The sequence below is a fragment of the Streptomyces radicis genome (assembly GCF_003626575.1).
In the GTDB taxonomy this organism is placed as follows: Bacteria; Actinomycetota; Actinomycetes; order Streptomycetales; family Streptomycetaceae; genus Streptomyces; species Streptomyces radicis.
In genome coordinates, this window is record NZ_RBDY01000005.1 from 78,508 (window position 1) to 94,558 (window position 16,051).

The 16,051-nt window shown below is 74.0% G+C and carries 17 protein-coding genes; 4 read left to right on the plus strand and 13 right to left on the minus strand.

What is annotated here, in order from left to right; genetic code table 11:
- Positions 1-13 precede the first annotated feature (13 nt).
- Complete coding sequence (locus D7318_RS09755; protein ID WP_120696501.1) at positions 14-967, minus strand: Rieske 2Fe-2S domain-containing protein; 954 nt, start codon at positions 965-967, stop codon at positions 14-16.
- 71 nt (positions 968-1,038) lie between these two features.
- Here D7318_RS09755 and D7318_RS09760 point away from each other — a divergent pair, with 71 nt between their 5' ends.
- A complete protein-coding gene (locus tag D7318_RS09760) occupies positions 1,039-2,022 on the plus strand; it encodes an aldo/keto reductase (RefSeq protein ID WP_183091341.1) in 984 nt (327 codons plus the stop codon).
- A 30-nt stretch (positions 2,023-2,052) separates the two neighbouring features.
- Here the strand turns inward: D7318_RS09760 and D7318_RS09765 are convergent, their stop codons facing one another.
- From D7318_RS09765 to D7318_RS09785, 5 genes are all read right to left on the minus strand, one after another.
- Positions 2,053-2,847 (minus strand): Fpg/Nei family DNA glycosylase, encoded by a 795-nt coding sequence (locus tag D7318_RS09765; protein WP_120696503.1) that lies wholly within the window; start codon positions 2,845-2,847, stop codon positions 2,053-2,055.
- A 4-nt stretch (positions 2,848-2,851) separates the two neighbouring features.
- Positions 2,852-4,084 (minus strand): DUF4032 domain-containing protein, encoded by a 1,233-nt coding sequence (locus D7318_RS09770; protein WP_120696504.1) that lies wholly within the window; start codon positions 4,082-4,084, stop codon positions 2,852-2,854.
- Positions 4,085-4,208: 124 nt separating this feature from the next.
- On the minus strand, positions 4,209-4,664 hold the full coding sequence (locus tag D7318_RS09775; protein ID WP_120696505.1) for a DUF3618 domain-containing protein: 456 nt from the start codon (positions 4,662-4,664) through the stop codon (positions 4,209-4,211).
- A complete protein-coding gene (locus D7318_RS09780) occupies positions 4,655-5,098 on the minus strand; it encodes a phage holin family protein (RefSeq protein ID WP_120696506.1) in 444 nt (147 codons plus the stop codon). Before D7318_RS09780 ends, D7318_RS09775 begins: the two co-directional genes overlap by 10 nt.
- Position 5,099: 1 nt before the next feature.
- A complete protein-coding gene (locus D7318_RS09785; protein WP_120696507.1) occupies positions 5,100-5,567 on the minus strand; it encodes a hypothetical protein in 468 nt (155 codons plus the stop codon).
- Between the two features lie 183 nt (positions 5,568-5,750).
- Here D7318_RS09785 and gndA point away from each other — a divergent pair, with 183 nt between their 5' ends.
- A complete protein-coding gene (gene gndA / locus D7318_RS09790; protein WP_120696508.1) occupies positions 5,751-7,187 on the plus strand; it encodes an NADP-dependent phosphogluconate dehydrogenase in 1,437 nt (478 codons plus the stop codon).
- A 44-nt stretch (positions 7,188-7,231) separates the two neighbouring features.
- Here gndA and D7318_RS09795 read toward each other — a convergent pair whose 3' ends face one another.
- The gene (locus D7318_RS09795) at positions 7,232-7,843 is read right to left on the minus strand and encodes an Rv1733c family protein (protein ID WP_120696509.1); all 612 of its coding nucleotides are present in this window, start codon (positions 7,841-7,843) and stop codon (positions 7,232-7,234) included.
- 175 nt (positions 7,844-8,018) lie between these two features.
- Complete coding sequence (locus tag D7318_RS09800; RefSeq protein WP_120696510.1) at positions 8,019-8,375, minus strand: TraR/DksA family transcriptional regulator; 357 nt, start codon at positions 8,373-8,375, stop codon at positions 8,019-8,021.
- 305 nt (positions 8,376-8,680) lie between these two features.
- On the opposite strand from D7318_RS09800, the gene D7318_RS09805 reads away from it, so the two are divergent.
- A complete protein-coding gene (locus tag D7318_RS09805) occupies positions 8,681-9,664 on the plus strand; it encodes a HAMP domain-containing sensor histidine kinase (RefSeq protein WP_120696511.1) in 984 nt (327 codons plus the stop codon).
- Between the two features lie 3 nt (positions 9,665-9,667).
- On the plus strand, positions 9,668-10,333 hold the full coding sequence (locus D7318_RS09810; RefSeq protein WP_120696512.1) for a response regulator: 666 nt from the start codon (positions 9,668-9,670) through the stop codon (positions 10,331-10,333).
- A gap of 66 nt (positions 10,334-10,399) precedes the next feature.
- On the opposite strand, the gene D7318_RS09815 is transcribed toward D7318_RS09810, so the two are convergent.
- The 5 genes from D7318_RS09815 to D7318_RS09835 are packed head-to-tail and all read right to left on the minus strand — an operon-like array spanning position 10,400 to position 16,004.
- Positions 10,400-11,806, minus strand: coding sequence for a GH1 family beta-glucosidase (locus D7318_RS09815; RefSeq protein WP_120696513.1), 1,407 nt, complete (start codon positions 11,804-11,806; stop codon positions 10,400-10,402).
- Between the two features lie 17 nt (positions 11,807-11,823).
- Positions 11,824-12,828: an ABC transporter ATP-binding protein gene (locus D7318_RS09820; protein ID WP_408055467.1), complete on the minus strand. Its 1,005-nt coding sequence runs from the start codon at positions 12,826-12,828 to the stop codon at positions 11,824-11,826.
- Positions 12,825-13,862: an ABC transporter permease gene (locus D7318_RS09825; protein WP_120696515.1), complete on the minus strand. Its 1,038-nt coding sequence runs from the start codon at positions 13,860-13,862 to the stop codon at positions 12,825-12,827. Before D7318_RS09825 ends, D7318_RS09820 begins: the two co-directional genes overlap by 4 nt.
- A gap of 4 nt (positions 13,863-13,866) precedes the next feature.
- On the minus strand, positions 13,867-14,847 hold the full coding sequence (locus D7318_RS09830) for an ABC transporter permease (RefSeq protein ID WP_120696516.1): 981 nt from the start codon (positions 14,845-14,847) through the stop codon (positions 13,867-13,869).
- Entirely contained in the window at positions 14,844-16,004 is a 1,161-nt protein-coding gene (locus D7318_RS09835) for an ABC transporter ATP-binding protein (protein WP_120696517.1), read from the minus strand. Before D7318_RS09835 ends, D7318_RS09830 begins: the two co-directional genes overlap by 4 nt.
- Positions 16,005-16,051: the final 47 nt, after the last annotated feature.

The window sequence follows — 16,051 nt, forward strand, 5'->3', positions numbered from 1 at the left end:
CACGGTACGGCGGTCAGAGCTCCTTCGTCTCCCCGGGGAGGCGGGCCATGACCCGGCCCGTGGTGACGCGCGTCTCGAAGACGGGCTGCGGGGCGGTCGCCGGGCCCCTGATGTTCCAGCCGTCGCTCAGCCGGAAGACGCTGCCGTGCCACGGGCAGGTCACACAGCCGTCGGCGATCTCGCCCTCGGAGAGCGGCCCCGCCATGTGGCTGCACCGGTCGGCGATCACCCTGACCACGTCGTCGGGCTCGCGCAGCACCATGACGGGAACGCCGCTGACGACCCGCACCACGGGCGTTCCCACCGGGAACTCGCTCAGCGAGCCCAGCAGGTGCCAGCCTGGCTCGACCACGGCGGCGACCTGCTCGGCGTGGTTCGCGCCCGCGGCCTGCCGGTAGGCGAGGTGGCCGCCGAGCGCGCCTCCGACGGTCGCGGAGGTGAGCCCGGCGAAGCCCAGGGCGCGGCCGCGCAGGCGGCGGCCCCTGAGGCGGGCGACGAGCGAGGCGGCGTAGCACGCGATGGCCGCCGAGTTGGCCGCGGCGTGCACCAGGCCGACCCTGGCCTGCGGCTTGCGCAGGTCCGCCCAGTCGGCCAGGCCCGCGACGGCGGCGGGGGCGGCCGAGACCAGGCCCACGGCGATGAGCGCGCCCGCGCCCCTGCCCTTGCCGGGGATGAGGTCGAGCAGGGCGGCCGATGTCCAGGTGCCCAACGGCACCTGCACGAGCGCGGGGTGCACGGGGTGGCCGAGCCATCTGCCGTGGAGGACGTCGCGGGTGGGCGGGGGCAGCCTGCGGACCACGCCGCGCAGCGGCTTGATCAACGGGTCGGCCCACCGGGCGCCCTCGATCCGGTCCACGGCGGCCAGCACCCGGCCCGGGCCCTCGGGGTCGGGCAGGAGTGACGTGGCCGCGGTGGTGGCGGCGTCGGCGGCGTCGGTCGCGCGGGGAACTCTCTCGAAGAAGGCCATGCCGTCCAGTTCCCCTCCCGCCCCTGGGCAAACAGCGCATACGGCGCGTCGCCGCTGGCAGAATGCCCCCCATGGAGCAACGGACATTCCACAGGACGGGCCGCTCGGCCTCCGTCGTCGGCCTCGGCACGTGGCAGCTCGGCGCCGACTGGGGCGAGGTCGGCGAGCCCGAGGCGCTGGCCGTCCTGACGAGGGCCGTCGAGGCGGGGGTGACGTTCCTCGACACCGCGGACGTCTACGGGGACGGCCGCAGCGAGCGGCTGATCGGCGCGTTCCTGCGCGAGCGCCCCGACGCGGGGCTGACGGTGGCCACCAAGATGGGCCGCCGCGTCGAGCAGGCCCCGGAGAACTACACGCTGGACAACTTCAGGGCGTGGACCGACCGTTCCCGCGAGAACCTGGGCGTGGACCGGCTCGACCTGGTCCAGCTGCACTGCCCGCCGACCCCGGTGTTCGCGTCCGACGAGGTGTTCGACGGCCTCGACACGCTGGTCGCCGAGGGCCGGATCGCGGCCTACGGCGTCAGCGTGGAGACGTGCGAGCAGGCGCTGACGGCCATCGCCCGCCCCGGCACGGCCAGCGTGCAGATCATCCTGAACCCCTTCCGCGTCAAGCCGCTCGAGCGCGTGCTGCCCGCGGCCCTCGAGGCGGGCGTGGCGATCATCGCCCGGGTGCCGCTCGCGTCCGGGCTGCTGTCGGGCCGTTACACCGAGGACACGGTCTTCGGCGCGGACGACCACCGCACGTACAACCGCAAGGGTGAGGCGTTCGACCAGGGCGAGACGTTCTCCGGCGTGGACTTCGCGACCGGCGTCGAGGCCGCGGCGGCCTTCGGCGAGCTGGCCCCCGAGGGCGCGACGCCCTCGGCGACGGCGCTGCGCTGGATCATCCAGCAGCCGGGCGTGACGACGGTCATCCCGGGGGCGCGCACCCCGGAGCAGGCGCTGGCGAACGCGCGGGCCGCGGAGCTTCCTCCGCTGTCGGAGGCGACGCTCTCGGCGATCGCGGCGCTGTACGACGAGCGGATCAGGCCGCAGGTGCACGACCGCTGGTGAACGGCCGCGGGTGAACGCCGCGGGCTCCGGTCAACGAGCGGGGTCGCGCTGGCAGTCGGGGCACCACGCGGTGGTGCGGCCCGAGACGCGGTCGCGCCGCATGGGCCCGCAGCCCTTGGGGCAGGCGGCGTCGGGGTCGTCGCGGTGCCCGGTCAGCCAGGAGGGGCGGGCCGGGACGCGCCCCTCCTTGACCGAGGCGCGCAGGACGGAGCGCATGGCCGTGGCGAGCGCCCGCCGCTCGCCGCGGTCGAGGTCGTTCGCGGGGCGCGCGGGGCGGATCCCGGCGCGCCACAGGATCTCGTCGGCCAGCAGGTTGCCGAGGCCCGCGATGACGGTCTGGTCGGTGAGCACGCTCTTGATCCGGCCGCGCCGCCCGTCGAGCAGCTCGTCGAGCCGGGCGGGGGTGACGTCGAGGGCGTCGGGGCCCTGGTCGCCGATGAGGCGTTCGACGTCGGACTCGCTCTCGGCCAGCCAGATGCCCTTGAGCTTGCGCTGGTCGCGGTAGCGCAGCTGGTGGGCGCCGCCGTCGAGCACGAACGTGACGCGGTCGTGGCGCGCGGGCGGGTCGGTGGCCTCCTGGCAGACCAGGCGGCCCGTCATGCCGAAGTGCAGCAGCGCGGTGGGCCCGTCGGTGCGGGCGACCAGCCACTTGCCGTGGCGTTCGGGGGCGGCGACGCGGCGGCCCTCGAGCGCGTCGCGCAGTCGGGGCGCGGTCGTTTCGCGCAGCACCCCGGCGTCGGCGACGTCGACGCGGGTGATGCGGCGGCCGCGGCCGCAGGAGTCCAGAATGCGGCGATAGTCCTCTACATCCGGCAATTCGGGCATGACCTCACGGTACGTCGTGGGGGGCCGCCTCCGCGCGCGGGCGGAGGATCGTGAGGATGTAGTCCTCGGCCGTGGCCGCCATGCCGACGTCGCGCTGGGCGCGCTCGGACAGGTACCAGCGGTGTTCGAGCAGCTCGTGGTAGATCTGCGCGGTGTCGATGCCGTCGCGCAGCTCGCGCGGGACGGCGCGGACGGCGGGGCGGAAGACGTCGCGGACCCAGCGGTGGGCCAGCACCTCGGGGCGGGCGCCGAGCGGGTCGCCCGGGGCGTAGTCCTCCTGGGTGGCCATCCAGGTCTCCAGGTCGTTGAGCAGGCTGCGCGCCTGGTTCTCCTCGGCGTCGAGCCCGGTGAGGCGCAGCAGCTGCCGCTGGTGGTGGCCCGCGTCCACGACCTTGGGCAGGAACGTCACGGCGTCGCCGTCGGGCGAGCGCTGGATCTGCATCTCGGCGACGTCGAAGCCCAGCTCGTTGAGGCGCCTGATGCGGTGGTCGATGTAGTGGCGCTTGTCGCGGGGGTAGATGGACGTCCTGGTCAGCTCGTGCCACAGGTCGCCGTAGCGTTCGACGATCTCCTGGCCGAACGGGACCGGGTCGACCGAGGGGTGCAGCGAGCCGCCCGCCTCCAGGTCCATGAGCTCGCCCACGATGTTGACCTGGGCGACCTCCAGGTCGTAGTCGCGCTGGCCCCTGGAGAGCGTGGGCTGTATCTGGCCGGTCTCGGCGTCCACCAGGTAGGCGGCGTAGGCGCCCGCGTCGCGGCGGAAGAGGGTGTTGGAGAGCGAGCAGTCGCCCCACGCGAAGCCGCTGAGGTGCAGGCGCACCAGCAGCACGGCCAACGCGTCGAGGAGCCGCTTGATCGTGGTGGGGCGCATCGTCGTCTCGAACATGGAGCGGTAGGGCAGCGAGCCCTTGAGCTGCCGGGTGATGAGCACCGGCTCGAGCGGCTCGCCCTCGGGGTCGACGCGCCCCGTGACCACGGCGACGGGGTCGACCGCGGGCACGGCGAGCCGGTCGAGGTCGCGCAGCAGGGCGTACTCGCGGACGGCCGCCCACTCGCCGACCTCCTTGACCGCGAAGACCTCGCTGCCCGCCCGCGCGAAGCGCACGACGTGCCGGGAGATGCCGCGGGGCAGGGCGACCAGGTGCTTCTCCGGCCACTCGGCCAGCGGGACGTCCCACGGCAGGTCGAGCAGCGTCGCGGGGTGTGCGGGGTCGGTGGCGGTGATCTGAAGCTCCATGGGACCAGTCTGCGCCAGGATTCCCGCCGGGGGACCCGGGTCACCCGGCGGGGCGCTCGACCGGTGTCGATTGCGGAGGCCGCCGTGGCGGCCCTTGGCTCGGTCTCGTCGCGCGCGGGCGCGGTCAGCCGTCGGGGCCCCGGGGCCCTTCCCCGGCGTCGCGGACGTGGCGGGCGGCCCGCCGCGCCGTGTCGCCGGTGTCCCTGCCCAGGCGCTGGGCCGCGTCCATGGCGGCCTCGCGCACCGGCTCGGCAGCGGCGCGTTCCTCCGGTCGGGTGCCGGGGACGAGCGCGGCGGCCAGCAGGCCCGCGCCGAACGCGATGGCGCCCGCCGCCAGTTGGTTGCCCGGGCCGCGGTCCCGCGAGCCGCGGTCCCCTGGCCCGGGGGCGCGCGGGGCGCGGCCCTCGCGGGCGTGGCTCATCCGCTCCCTGAGGTGGGACGCGGACTCGCGCAGCTGCTCGCCGCCGCGGCGGGCCACCTCGCGCGGTGACGCGTGCGCCGCCAGCTCGTCGAGGTCGGCGGCCAGCTCGGCGCGGGTGGTCTCGATGTCGGCCCTGATGCGGTCGGGGGTCAGGCCCATGGCGCTTCCTCCTCGCCGGTCTTCCCGCTCGTCTTCCCGCTCGTCTTCCCGGTCTGTGTGCGTTCGGGCCGCGCGGAGAGCGCGCGGGCCCTGGCCCGGCCCATGCCGAACAACGCGGCGCCGACGACCAGCCACGCGCCCGCGACGACGAGCGCCGCGAAGGCGCCGTCCATCACCCGGGCAAGCCCTGACGCGCCCGCGAGCGAGCCGAAGACGGCCACCATGCACGCGGCGAACCCGGCGCCGCCGAACAGGCCAGCGGCCAGGGCCGACGACGCGGCCTCCTGGCGCGCCTCGGCCTTGGCCAGCTCGATCTCCTGCCGGAAGAGGCGTTGGGTGTCGGCCGTGACCCCGGCGAGCGCGCCCCTGAGGGAGCCGTCGCGCGGCGTCGGCCGCTCGATGTCCCTCGGCGTGTCCTTCGGCGTGGTCGCCATGTCACACCTCCGGGCGCTCGACGCCCTCGGGCTCCGCGCCGTCGTCCCGCCCCGCGGCGCCAGGCGCGTCGGCCGACGCGGCCCGGCCCGCCCTGACCAGGCGGCCCACGGCGAAGCCCGCGAGGGCCGCGCCGCCGATGAACGCGGCGGGGCGGCGGCGGGCGAAGTCCCGCAGCTCGTCCATCAGCCCGTCGACGCCGCGCTGGTCGAGCTGGTCGGCGGCGCGGTGCCCGGTGTCGGCGGCCTGCGCGGCCAGGCCGCGGGCCGGCGAGTCGCCCGGCGCGTTCTCCGCGAGCCCCGCGATGTCGTCGGCCCACCGGCGCACGGCGCCCGCCACGCCCCTGGCCTGGGCGTCCGCCTCGGCGGCGAAGCGCCCCCGCAGCTCGGTGGCCGCGGCGCGCGCCTGGCCCCTGGCCTCGTCCGCGGTCCTGCGGGCACGCTCGGTGCCCGACCGCGCAGCCTGCGTCATGGTCTCTCCCTCTCGGAAGCGGTGCCGTGCGGTCCCGGGTTACCCCGGCGAATTGGCCCAAACCACTACGAAAGCGCCGTTCGAGGAGTCGCGGCGGCGGCTCGGCGGGTACCCGGACGTGCACGAGGAGTTCTGAGGGGCACCCGGGGGGTCGAACGAGCGGACAGGAAAGGGGCCGACGACATGGCGGAAGAGGCGCACATCGGGGTGACCGGGCTCGGGGTGATGGGCCGCAACCTCGCCCGGAACTTCGCCCGCCACGGGCACACCGTCGCCGTGCACAACCGGACGGTGTCGCGCATGCAGCGGATGATCGAGGATTTCGGCGGCGAGGGCGCCTTCGTGCCCGCCGAGTCGCCCCGCGACCTGGTCGCCGCGCTGCGACGCCCGAGGCGCCTGGTCACCATGGTCAACGCGGGCCACGCCACCGACGCGGTGATCGACGAGTTCGCGCCGCTCCTCGAGCCCGGCGACATGATCATGGACGGCGGGAACGCCCACTTCCAGGACACCCGGCGCAGGGAGGCCGCGCTCAAGGAGCGCGGCCTGCACTTCGTCGGCTGCGGCATCTCGGGCGGCGAGGAGGGCGCGCTGCACGGGCCGAGCATCATGCCGGGCGGCTCCCCCGAGTCCTACGAGGCGCTCGGCCCGCTGCTCGAGAGCATCGCCGCCCGGGTGAACGGCGAGCCGTGCTGCACCCACATCGGCCCCGACGGCGCGGGCCACTTCGTCAAGATGGTGCACAACGGCATCGAGTACGCCGACATGCAGCTCATCGCCGAGTCCTACGACCTGCTCCGCGAGGTCGCCGGGTACGCCCCCGCCCGGATCGCGGACGTCTTCCGCGGCTGGAACGAAGGGCGGCTCGACTCGTATCTCATCCAGATCACCGCCGAGGTGCTGGCCCACACCGACGCCGCCACGGGAGGGCCGTTCATCGACGTGGTGGCCGACCGGGCCGAGCAGAAGGGCACCGGGCGCTGGACCGTGGGGACCGCGCTCGACCTGGGGGTGCCCGTCTCTGGCATCGCCGAGGCCGTCTTCGCCCGCTCGCTCTCGGGCCACGCCGAGCCGCGCGAGGCGGCGGCCGGGCTGCCGGGCCCGGCGCGGCCCGAGCTGCACCCCGACGACGCGCGGCGGTTCACGGACAACGTGGAACAGGCGCTGTACGCCTCGAAGATCGTCGCCTACGCCCAGGGCTGGCACCTGATCCAGACCGGCAGCCAGCAGTACGGCTGGGACATCGACCGGGGCGCGGTCGCCGCGATCTGGCGCGGCGGCTGCATCATCAGGGCGCGCTTCCTCGACGAGATCCGCGCCGCCTACGGCGGGGGCCGGGCCCCCGTGACGCTGCTGACGGACCCGACGTTCCGGCGGGCGCTGGACGAGGCGCAGAACGCGTGGCGCCATGTGGTCGCGCAGGCAACGGAGTTGGGCGTGCCCGCGCCCGGCGTCTCCGCGGCGCTCGCGTACTACGACGCGCTGCGCGCGGGGCGGCTGCCCGCCGCGCTGGTGCAGGGCCTGCGGGACTACTTCGGCGCGCACACCTATGAACGGACCGACCGGGAGGGCTCGTTCCACACCCTCTGGGGCGGCGACCGCTCGGAGGAGAGCGCCTGACCGGCGGATCACCGGAGGCGGCGGATCACCGGAAGAGCCCGGCCTCAGGACGGCAGGGTCCAGCGGGTGGCCGTGCGGCGCCACGCCTCGTCCCAGGCGGCGATGCGGCGGCGTTCGATGGCGCGGACGACGACGGCGTGGACGACCTTCCCTGCGACGAGGACGACGCTGCCCGCCAGGGCGCCCCAGCCGATCGACCGGTAGCGGATCTCCTCGGGGTCCATCGGTGGCTCGGCGATCGCCCCGTCGCGGCCGGTCCACACCGTCACCCGGTCCCCCGCCGTGAGCCCGGGGGCCACCTCGGCGGTGCCGGTGCGCGCGGTGCCCTCGCCCACGGCGTACCGCACCTCGGCCGGATACGTCGTCGTCCCGGCCTCGAAGGCTCCGGGCTCGGGGACGTCCTCGAGCAGCTCGGCCGTGGCGTGCCGCCCGGCGTCGGCCTCCCGTTCGGCGCGCGTGGTCAGGATGTCATGGGCGGCCGCGCCCGCCGCGAGCCCGGCCAGCGGGGTGGCGGTGCCGACCGCGACGGCGAACAGCACCCCGAGCCACGCCTGGAGCACGTCGCCGCGGCGACGCAGCGGGTTGCGCCGCCACCGCCACCACGGGTCGGTGCGGACGGGAGGCGGCGGCGCGGCGCGGGGTATCGGGTCCGACACGGTCCTCTCCTTCCTGTGGGGCGACGGGGCTTCAGGGGACGGGGCTTCAGGCGACGGGGCTTCAGGCGACGCGATCGGGCCAGGGCTCTGGCGGCGTGAGCGCGGGGTGGCGCCTGGCCGAGCGCAGGGCCTCGACGGCGCCGCGCAAGGGCGCGGCGCGGAACGTCGCCCGTGGTCATCGGCCGACCTCCCGCGTCCGGTGGCAGGGCGCGCAGTAACGGGCCTGTGGAACGATCACGAGCCGGGGCAGCGCGATGGCGTGCCCGCAGCGTCGGCAGACGCCGTAGGAGCCGTTGTCCATGCGTTCGATGGCGGCCTCGACGTCGGCGAGGACCATGCGGGCGGAGGCGCGCAGGGCGACCTGGACCTCGCGCCGTGAGGCGGCGCCCGAGGGGGCCGCCTCCCCGGGTCCGGCGAGCTGCGCGAGCTGGGCCAGCCTGAAGTCCCGCTGCTCGACGAGGCTTTCGCGCAGCGCGGCCAGCTCGGCCCCGGGCAGGCCCGCGTTGTCCGCGCCGATGAGCCGGTGGTCCATGGCTGCACCCCTTCGTCGATGGCGCCCGCGGAGGGGCGGATACACAGGAGCCCCGGCGGTTCGCCGGAGCGGGGAGGGTCCGGGCGGGTGACCCGGCGCACGGCGCACGTGTCCCACGTCTGCCACTGTGGCCGGGCGCGGCGGCGTGGGCCATCGGTCGCCGACCCCATTTCGGGTGGGTCGCGCGATGCAGACGCGCGCGGCGCCGCGCCCGTGCGGCCGCCGCGGATGGGCCGGGCCCCCCATCGACCCGCGCGCCCGCGACCAGGCAGTCTTGGGGGTGTGGGCGACGAGGTGGGAAGAGAATGACAACGGTGAAGGAGGCGTGGCGTCCGGTGTCCCTGTTCTGGCGGATCTTCGGATTGAACGCCGTGGTGCTCGGCACGGCCACCGCGCTGCTGCTGTGGGCGCCCGTGACCGTGTCGGTGCCGGTGCTCGCGGCCGAGGCGCTCATCCTGCTGACCGGCCTCGCCGTGCTGCTGGTCGCCAACGCCGCCCTGCTGCGGATCGGCCTCGCGCCACTCGACCGGCTCACCCGGCTGATGTCCACCGTGGACCTCCTGCGGCCCGGGCAGCGCCTGCCGGTGGAGGACCATGGCGTGATGGCCGAGTTGATCCGCGGGTTCAACGCCATGCTGGAGCGGCTCGAGGCCGAGCGGGCCACCGCGAGCGCCCGGGTGCTCTCCGCGCAGGAGGCCGAGCGGCGCCGCATCGCCGCCGAGCTGCACGACGAGGTGGGCCAGAGCCTGACCGCGGTCCTGCTCGGCCTCAAGCGCGCCGCCGACCAGGCGCCCGAGCCGCTGCGCGGCGAGCTGCTGCTCGCGCAGGAGACCACGCGCGACAGCCTGGACGAGGTGCGCCGCGTCGCCCGCCGCCTGCGCCCCGGGGTGCTCGAGGACCTGGGGCTCACGGCGGCGTTGGCGTCCCTGGCCGCGGACTTCACGACCCACGCGGGGGCCAAGGTCTCACGGAGCGTCGAGGCGGGGCTGCCGCCGCTGGACCGCGAGGTGGAGCTGGTGATCTACCGCGTCGCGCAGGAGGGGCTGACCAACGTCGCCCGCCACGCGGGGGCCGACCACGTCGCGCTCGCCCTGCACCGCGTCGGCCCCGCCGTCGTCCTGCGGATCGACGACAACGGCCGCGGCGTCGGCCCGGCCCCCGAGGGCGCCGGGATCCGGGGCATGCGCGAACGCGCCCTGCTCGTGGGCGCCACCCTCGACATCGCGCCAGGGCCCGAAGGCGGCACCCGGGTGCTGCTGACCGTTCCCGACCCGGGAAGGAGTGTGTGACCCATGACCGACGCGACCGCGGCCCCGACGCGGGTCCTCCTGGCCGACGACCACGCGCTGGTGCGCAGGGGCGTGCGGCTCATCCTCGAGGGAGAGCCCGACTTCACCGTCGTGGCCGAGGCGGGCGACGGCGCCGAGGCCGTCGAGGCCGCCCGCGCCCACCACCCCGACCTGGCCGTCCTCGACGTCGCCATGCCGCGCATGACCGGGCTCCAGGCCGCCCGCGAGCTCGCCCAGTCGCGACCGGATCTGCGCATCCTGATGCTGAGCATGTACGACAACGAGCAGTACTTCTTCCAGGCCCTCAAGGTCGGCGCCTGCGGCTATGTCCTCAAGTCGGTCGCCGACCGCGACCTGGTCGCCGCCTGCCGCGCGGTGATGCGGGGCGAGCCGTTCCTCTACCCCGGTGCGGTCACGGCCCTGATCCGCAACTACCTCGACCGCGCCCGCGCGGGCGAGGAGGTCCCCGACAGCGTCCTGACGCCCCGCGAGGAGGAGGTGCTCAAGCTCGTCGCCGAGGGGCACTCGTCGCAGGACATCGCCGACACCCTCGTCATCAGCGTCAAGACCGTGCAGCGGCACCGCGCGAACCTCCTGCACAAGCTGGGCATGCGCGACCGCCTCGAGCTGACGCGTTACGCGATCCGCGCCGGGCTGATCGAGCCCTGAGACTCCCGGGGGAAGGGGGGCGCGGGCACAAGGCCCGCGCCCCCCTTCCCTTCAGGGGAGAAGCGGTCAGCGGCCGCGCGTCAGGCGGACCGTGTCGCGGTACCAGGCGCCGCTGTCCTTCACGGTGCGGCGCTGGGTGTCGTAGTCGACGCGGACGATGCCGAACCGCTTGTCGTAGCCGTAGGCCCACTCGAAGTTGTCGAACAGCGACCAGGCGAAGTAGCCGCGCACATCGGCGCCCGCCTCGCGGGCCGCGCCGACCGCCCGCAGGTGCTCGGCGAAGTACGCGGTGCGGTCGGCGTCGTGCACGGTGCCGTCCGCCTCGGCGACGTCGTCGAACGCGGCACCGTTCTCCGTGACGACGAGCGGCAGCCCGTACTCCTCGTGCAGCCTGACCAGCAGCGCGGTCAGGCCCTCGGGCACGATCTCCCAGTCCATCGCGGTGACGGGCCTGCCGAACGGCACGGCGCGCACGACCGGTTGGCCGTCCGCGTCGGTGGTGGAGCCGTCCTCGGCCGTGCCCGCGAACCGGTGGCTCGAGTAGTAGTTGACGCCCAGCACGTCCAACGGCGTGGAGATGGCCGCCAGGTCGCCGTCCTGGACCGGCAGGGTGACGCCGCGCGACGCCAGGTGCTCGACGACGTCCTCGGGGTAGTGGCCGCGCACCAGCGGGTCGAGGTAGACGCGGGCGGCCAGGCCGTCGGCGCGGCGGGTGGCCGCCAGGTCGGCCTCGGAGTCGCTCGCGGGGACGGCGTGGCCCATGTTGAGGGTGATGCCGAGGTCCAGGTCGACGCCGCCCTTGGCGCGCAGCCGCCGGGCCGCGAGGCCATGGCCGAGCAGCAGGTGGTGCACGGCGTGCATCGCGGCGCCGAAGTCCTTGCGCCCCGGGGCGTGCAGGCCCTGGTCGTAGCCCAGCATCGCCGAGCACCAGGGCTCGTTCAACGTCGTCCAGTGCACGACCCGGTCGCCCAGGGCGTCATGGGCGAGATCGGCGTAGTCGGCGAAGCGCAGCGCGGTGTCCCGCGCGGGCCAGCCGCCCGCGTCCTCCAACTCCTGGGGCAGATCCCAGTGGTACAGCGTCACCCAGGGGGTGATGCCGCGGTCGAGCAGGGTGTCGACGAGGCGGTCGTAGAACGCGATGCCACGCGCGTTGACCGGGCCGCTGCCGCCCGGCTGGATGCGGGGCCAGGCCAGCGAGAAGCGGTAGGCGTCCACGCCGAGCCCGGCGATGAGGTCGACGTCCTCGGTGTACCGGTGGTAGTGGTCGCACGCGACGTCGCCGTTCTCGCCGTTGACGACGGCGCCCGGGACGCGGCAGAAGGTGTCCCAGATGGAGGGGCTGCGGCCGTCCTCGGCGACCGCGCCCTCTATCTGGTACGAGGACGTGGCGACGCCCCAGCGGAAGTCGCGGGGCAGCCCGGGGATGGCCTGGGGCTCGGCCGCGACGGCGGACGGCCTGGTGGTGGCGGTCATGACGATGACGCTCCTGGTCAGTGATCGGCGTGCAGCCAGCACGCGACGGTGCGGCCGCTGCCGGGCTCGACGGGTTGCAGCACGGGAACGCGCTGGTCACAGGGCTCGAACGCCTTGGGGCAGCGCGGGTGGAACGCGCACCCCGCGGGCATCGCCGTGAGGTCGGGGGGCGATCCGGGGATGCCGGACAGCTCGCGGCGCGGGCCGTGCAGCGCGGGGAAGGAGTGCAGCAGACCGTCGCTGTAGGGGTGGTGGGCGGTCTCGTAGATCTCCTTGGACCTCGCCTGCTCGACGATCCGGCCGCCGTACATGATGGCGATCCGGTCGGAGAACTCGATGAGCAGCGAGATGTCGTGGGTGATGAAGACGACCGCGAAGTCCAGCTCCTCGCGGAGCCTGGCGAGCTGCCGCAGGATCTGGCGCTGCATCACCACGTCGAGCGCGGTGGTGGGCTCGTCGAGGATGACGATCTCGGGGTCGAGCGCGAGCGCCATGGCGATCATCACGCGCTGGCGCATGCCGCCGGAGAGCTGGTGGGGGTAGCTGGAGAGCCGGTCGGCGGAGATCCCGACCAGGGCCAGCAACTCCTCGGCGCGCGCGATGCGTTCGGCCCTGCTCATCCCCGGGCGGTGCGCCTTGAGGACGTCGGTGAGCTGCGAGAGCACGGTGTGGACGGGGTTCAGGGAGTTCATCGCGCCCTGGAAGACCAGGGAGATCTCCTGCCAGCGGAACGCGCGCAGCTGATCGGGCGAGAGCGACAGGATGTCGGTGGAGCCGCCGTCGCGCGGGTGGTAGCGCACCTCGCCGCCGGTGACGACGCCGGGCGGGGAGAGCAGCCGGGTCACGCCGTAGGCGAGGGTGGACTTGCCGCTGCCCGACTCCCCCGCCAGGCCGAGGACCTCGCCGCGGTGCAGGGTCAGGCTGACGTCGCGCACCGCGCGCACGGCGGAGTCCCCGAGGCCGTAGTCGACGCACAGGCCGTTGATGTCAAGAACGGCTGGGTTGGTCACCGAGGCTGTCACGGCCGGTCGTCCTTCCGGATGGTGGTCCCTGGCGCGGTGGCGGCGGGCGGGCGCGGGGCCGCCTCGGCCTCGGCGTCGCCGTGGCCCGGGCGGACGACGGGCGTGAAGCCGACGCGCATCCTGACCCTGCGGTCGGCGCGCCCGTCGGAACGCAGCCGGGGGTTGATGAACTCGTCGATGCCGAAGTTGATGAGGGCGAGGGCGGTGCCGAGCAGCGCGATGCACAGGCCCGCGGGCACGAACCACCACCAGGCGTCCTGGGCGAGCGCCTGGTTGGACTGGGCCCAGAACAGCACGGTGCCCCAGTTCCAGTGGGAGATGTCGGCGACGCCTATGAACGCCAGGGTGATCTCCGAGAGCACGGCGAAGATCACGGTGCCGATGAAGCCCGACGCGATGACCGGGGTCAGGTTGGGCAGCAGCTCGAAGACGATGATGCGCCACGTGGACTCGCCGGTGGCGCGCGCCGCTTGGACGTAGTCGCGGCCGCGCAGCGACAGCGTCTGCGCGCGCAGCACGCGCGCGCCCCAGGCCCATGACGTGAGGCCGATGACCAGCGCGATGGTGAAGTCGTTGGTCTCGGGGAGCTGGCTGGTGACGATGATGATCAGCGGCAGCCCTGGGATGACGAGGAACACATTGCTGAGCGACGAGAGCACCTCGTCGCCCACGCCGCCGAGATACCCGGCGGTGACCCCGATCAGGACGCCGAGGACGGTGGCGATCACGGCGGCGAGCAGGCCGACGACCAGCACGCCCCTGGTGCCCACGAGGATCTGGGAGAAGATGTCCTGGCCGGTCTGCGTGGTGCCGAACGGGTGGTCCCAGGACGGCGGTTGGAGCAGCTCCTCGCTGCGCGCCGACGGGTCGTAGGGCGCCAGCCATGAGCCGGCGATCGCGAGCAGGACGAAGACGCCGAGGATGGCCACGCCGACGAGCGTCTTGCCGTTGCGCAGGAAGCGCAGCCGGTCGCGGCGCGGTCCCCCGGCGCTCTCGCCCGCGGCGACGGCGGTGTCTGTGGCTTGGAGTGCCATGGCGCTACGCCTCCCGTCGGGTGCGTGGGTCGAGGAGCAGGTACACGAGGTCGGCCACCAGGTTGGCGGCGAGCACCGCGAGGGTGACGAAGAGGAAGACGCCCTGCATCAGCGGGTAGTCCTTGGCGCTGACGCCCTGGAAGAGGACATAGCCGATGCCCGGGTAGGAGAAGACCATCTCGACCAGCAGCGTTCCGCCGACGATGAAGCCGAGGGAGAGCGCGAAGTTGGAGATGTTGGGGAGGATGGCGTTGCGGGCGGCGTAGGAGAACATCACGCGGCGCTCGGGCAGGCCCTTGGCGTGCGCCACCAGGACGTAGTCCTCGGCGGAGACGGACACCATCATGTTGCGCATGCCGAGGATCCAGCCGGCGATGGCGCTGATGACGATGGTGACGCCGGGCAGCGTTCCGTGGTAGATCGCGCTGGAGATGAACTCCCAGTCCCAGCCGGGCAGCAGGCCGTTGTCATAGGCGCCCGACGCCGGGAAGATCGGCCACTGCACGGCGAAGAGGGCGATGGCGATCAGGCCGAGCCAGAAGTACGGGATGGCCGAGATGAACGTCGTGACCGGCAGCATGCTGTCGAGCCACGAGCCGCGCCGCCAGCCCGCGTAGACGCCGATGCCGGTGCCGAGCAGGAAGCTGAGGACGGTGGTGATGCCCATGAGGGTCAGCGTCCACGGCATGGACTGGCTGATGATGTCGGAGACGCCGGTGGGGAAGTAGGTGAACGAGGTCCCCAGGTCGCCGCTGAACAGGTTGCCCCAGTAGTCGAGGTACTGGCTCCACAGCGACGCCTCCTGGTCGAGGCCGAAGAGGGTGCGCAGCGAGTCGATGGCCTGGGTGCTGAGCTGGCCCTGGTAGCGGGTGATCAGCGCCTGCACCGGGTCGCCCGGCATCATGCGGGGGATGAAGAAGTTGATGGTGATGGCCGCCCAGGCGCTGAAGAGGTAGAAGCCGAGGCGTTGCAGCAGATACCTCACGCCGTCGCCTCCTGGGGGGCGGGCGCGCTCCGCTCCGTGCCGTCGTAGAGCCAGCAGGCGGCCCACTGGCCCTCGGGCAGGTCGAAGCGCGGGGGCACGTCGGTGCGGCAGCGCTCCATCGCCATCGGGCAGCGCGGGTGGAAGCGGCAGCCCGGGGGCGGGGAGATCAGGCTGGGCGGCTCGCCCGCGGTCTCCTGGCCCTCGCTGGCGTCGGCGCCCTCCGCCGCGCCGCTGCCGCCGCCCGTGCCGTCGCCGTTGCCGGTGGCCGAGATCCGGTCGGGGTCGGGCGCGGAGCCGATCAGCAGCTGGGTATAGGGGTGGGCGGGGCGCTGGGTGACGGTCTCGCTGTCCCCGCCCTCGACCATGCGGCCCGCGTACATCACCAGCGTCTCGTCGGCGAAGTAGCGGGCCGACGCGATGTCGTGGGTGATGTAGAGGATCGCCAGGTTGAGGCGCTCCTTGAGGTCCCTCAGCAGGTTGAGGATGCCGAGGCGGATGGAGACGTCGAGCATCGACACCGGCTCGTCGGCCAGCAGCACCTTGGGGTCGGCGGCCATGGCGCGGGCGATGGCGACGCGCTGGCGCTGGCCGCCCGACAGCTCGTGGGGGAAGGAGTTCAGGTAGCGCTCGGGCGGCGTCAGGTGCACGCGGGAGAGCAGCTCGGCGAGCGCCTGCTCGAGATCGGCTGACGTGCGCCCCGCCCTGCCGTGGATGCGTAGCGCCCGTGTGAGGTGGTAGCGCACGGTGTGCGTGGGGTTCAGGGAGCCGAACGGGTCCTGGAAGATCAGCTGCACCTGGCGGCAGTAGGCGCGGAAGGCGCGGCCCTTGGGGGCGCGCACGGGCTCGCCGAGCAGGCGCAGCTCCCCCGAGGTGGCGGGGTAGAGCTGGGCGAGCAGCCGGGCGATCGTGGACTTGCCCGATCCCGACTCACCCACCACGGCCGTGACGGTGCCGCGGCGCAGCCGGAGCGACACGTCGTCGACGGCGTGCACCACGGGCCGGTCGCGATCGGCGAAGGTGCGCAGGGTGCGTCGGACGCGGAAGTGTTTGGTGAGGTCCCGGGCTTCCAGCACGACGTCGTTGCCGGGTGGAGCGGCGGGTGGGGTGTCGGGTGGGGTGGAGTCGTCGCGCGGTGGCGCGTCGGGTCCTTCGGGCATGACGGGAGTCCTGTCGTACATCGGCCGTTGATCGGCGAAGGGGCGCC

Coding starts and splice junctions, on each gene's coding strand:
- D7318_RS09755 (WP_120696501.1), bottom strand. CDS start 967: ATGGCCTTCTTCGAGAGAGTTCCCCGCGCGACCGACGCCGCCGACGCC.
- D7318_RS09760 (WP_183091341.1), top strand. CDS start 1,039: ATGGAGCAACGGACATTCCACAGGACGGGCCGCTCGGCCTCCGTCGTC.
- D7318_RS09765 (WP_120696503.1), bottom strand. CDS start 2,847: ATGCCCGAATTGCCGGATGTAGAGGACTATCGCCGCATTCTGGACTCC.
- D7318_RS09770 (WP_120696504.1), bottom strand. CDS start 4,084: ATGGAGCTTCAGATCACCGCCACCGACCCCGCACACCCCGCGACGCTG.
- D7318_RS09775 (WP_120696505.1), bottom strand. CDS start 4,664: ATGGGCCTGACCCCCGACCGCATCAGGGCCGACATCGAGACCACCCGC.
- D7318_RS09780 (WP_120696506.1), bottom strand. CDS start 5,098: ATGGCGACCACGCCGAAGGACACGCCGAGGGACATCGAGCGGCCGACG.
- D7318_RS09785 (WP_120696507.1), bottom strand. CDS start 5,567: ATGACGCAGGCTGCGCGGTCGGGCACCGAGCGTGCCCGCAGGACCGCG.
- gndA (WP_120696508.1), top strand. CDS start 5,751: ATGGCGGAAGAGGCGCACATCGGGGTGACCGGGCTCGGGGTGATGGGC.
- D7318_RS09800 (WP_120696510.1), bottom strand. CDS start 8,375: ATGGACCACCGGCTCATCGGCGCGGACAACGCGGGCCTGCCCGGGGCC.
- D7318_RS09805 (WP_120696511.1), top strand. CDS start 8,681: ATGACAACGGTGAAGGAGGCGTGGCGTCCGGTGTCCCTGTTCTGGCGG.
- D7318_RS09810 (WP_120696512.1), top strand. CDS start 9,668: ATGACCGACGCGACCGCGGCCCCGACGCGGGTCCTCCTGGCCGACGAC.
- D7318_RS09815 (WP_120696513.1), bottom strand. CDS start 11,806: ATGACCGCCACCACCAGGCCGTCCGCCGTCGCGGCCGAGCCCCAGGCC.
- D7318_RS09825 (WP_120696515.1), bottom strand. CDS start 13,862: ATGGCACTCCAAGCCACAGACACCGCCGTCGCCGCGGGCGAGAGCGCC.
- D7318_RS09835 (WP_120696517.1), bottom strand. CDS start 16,004: ATGCCCGAAGGACCCGACGCGCCACCGCGCGACGACTCCACCCCACCC.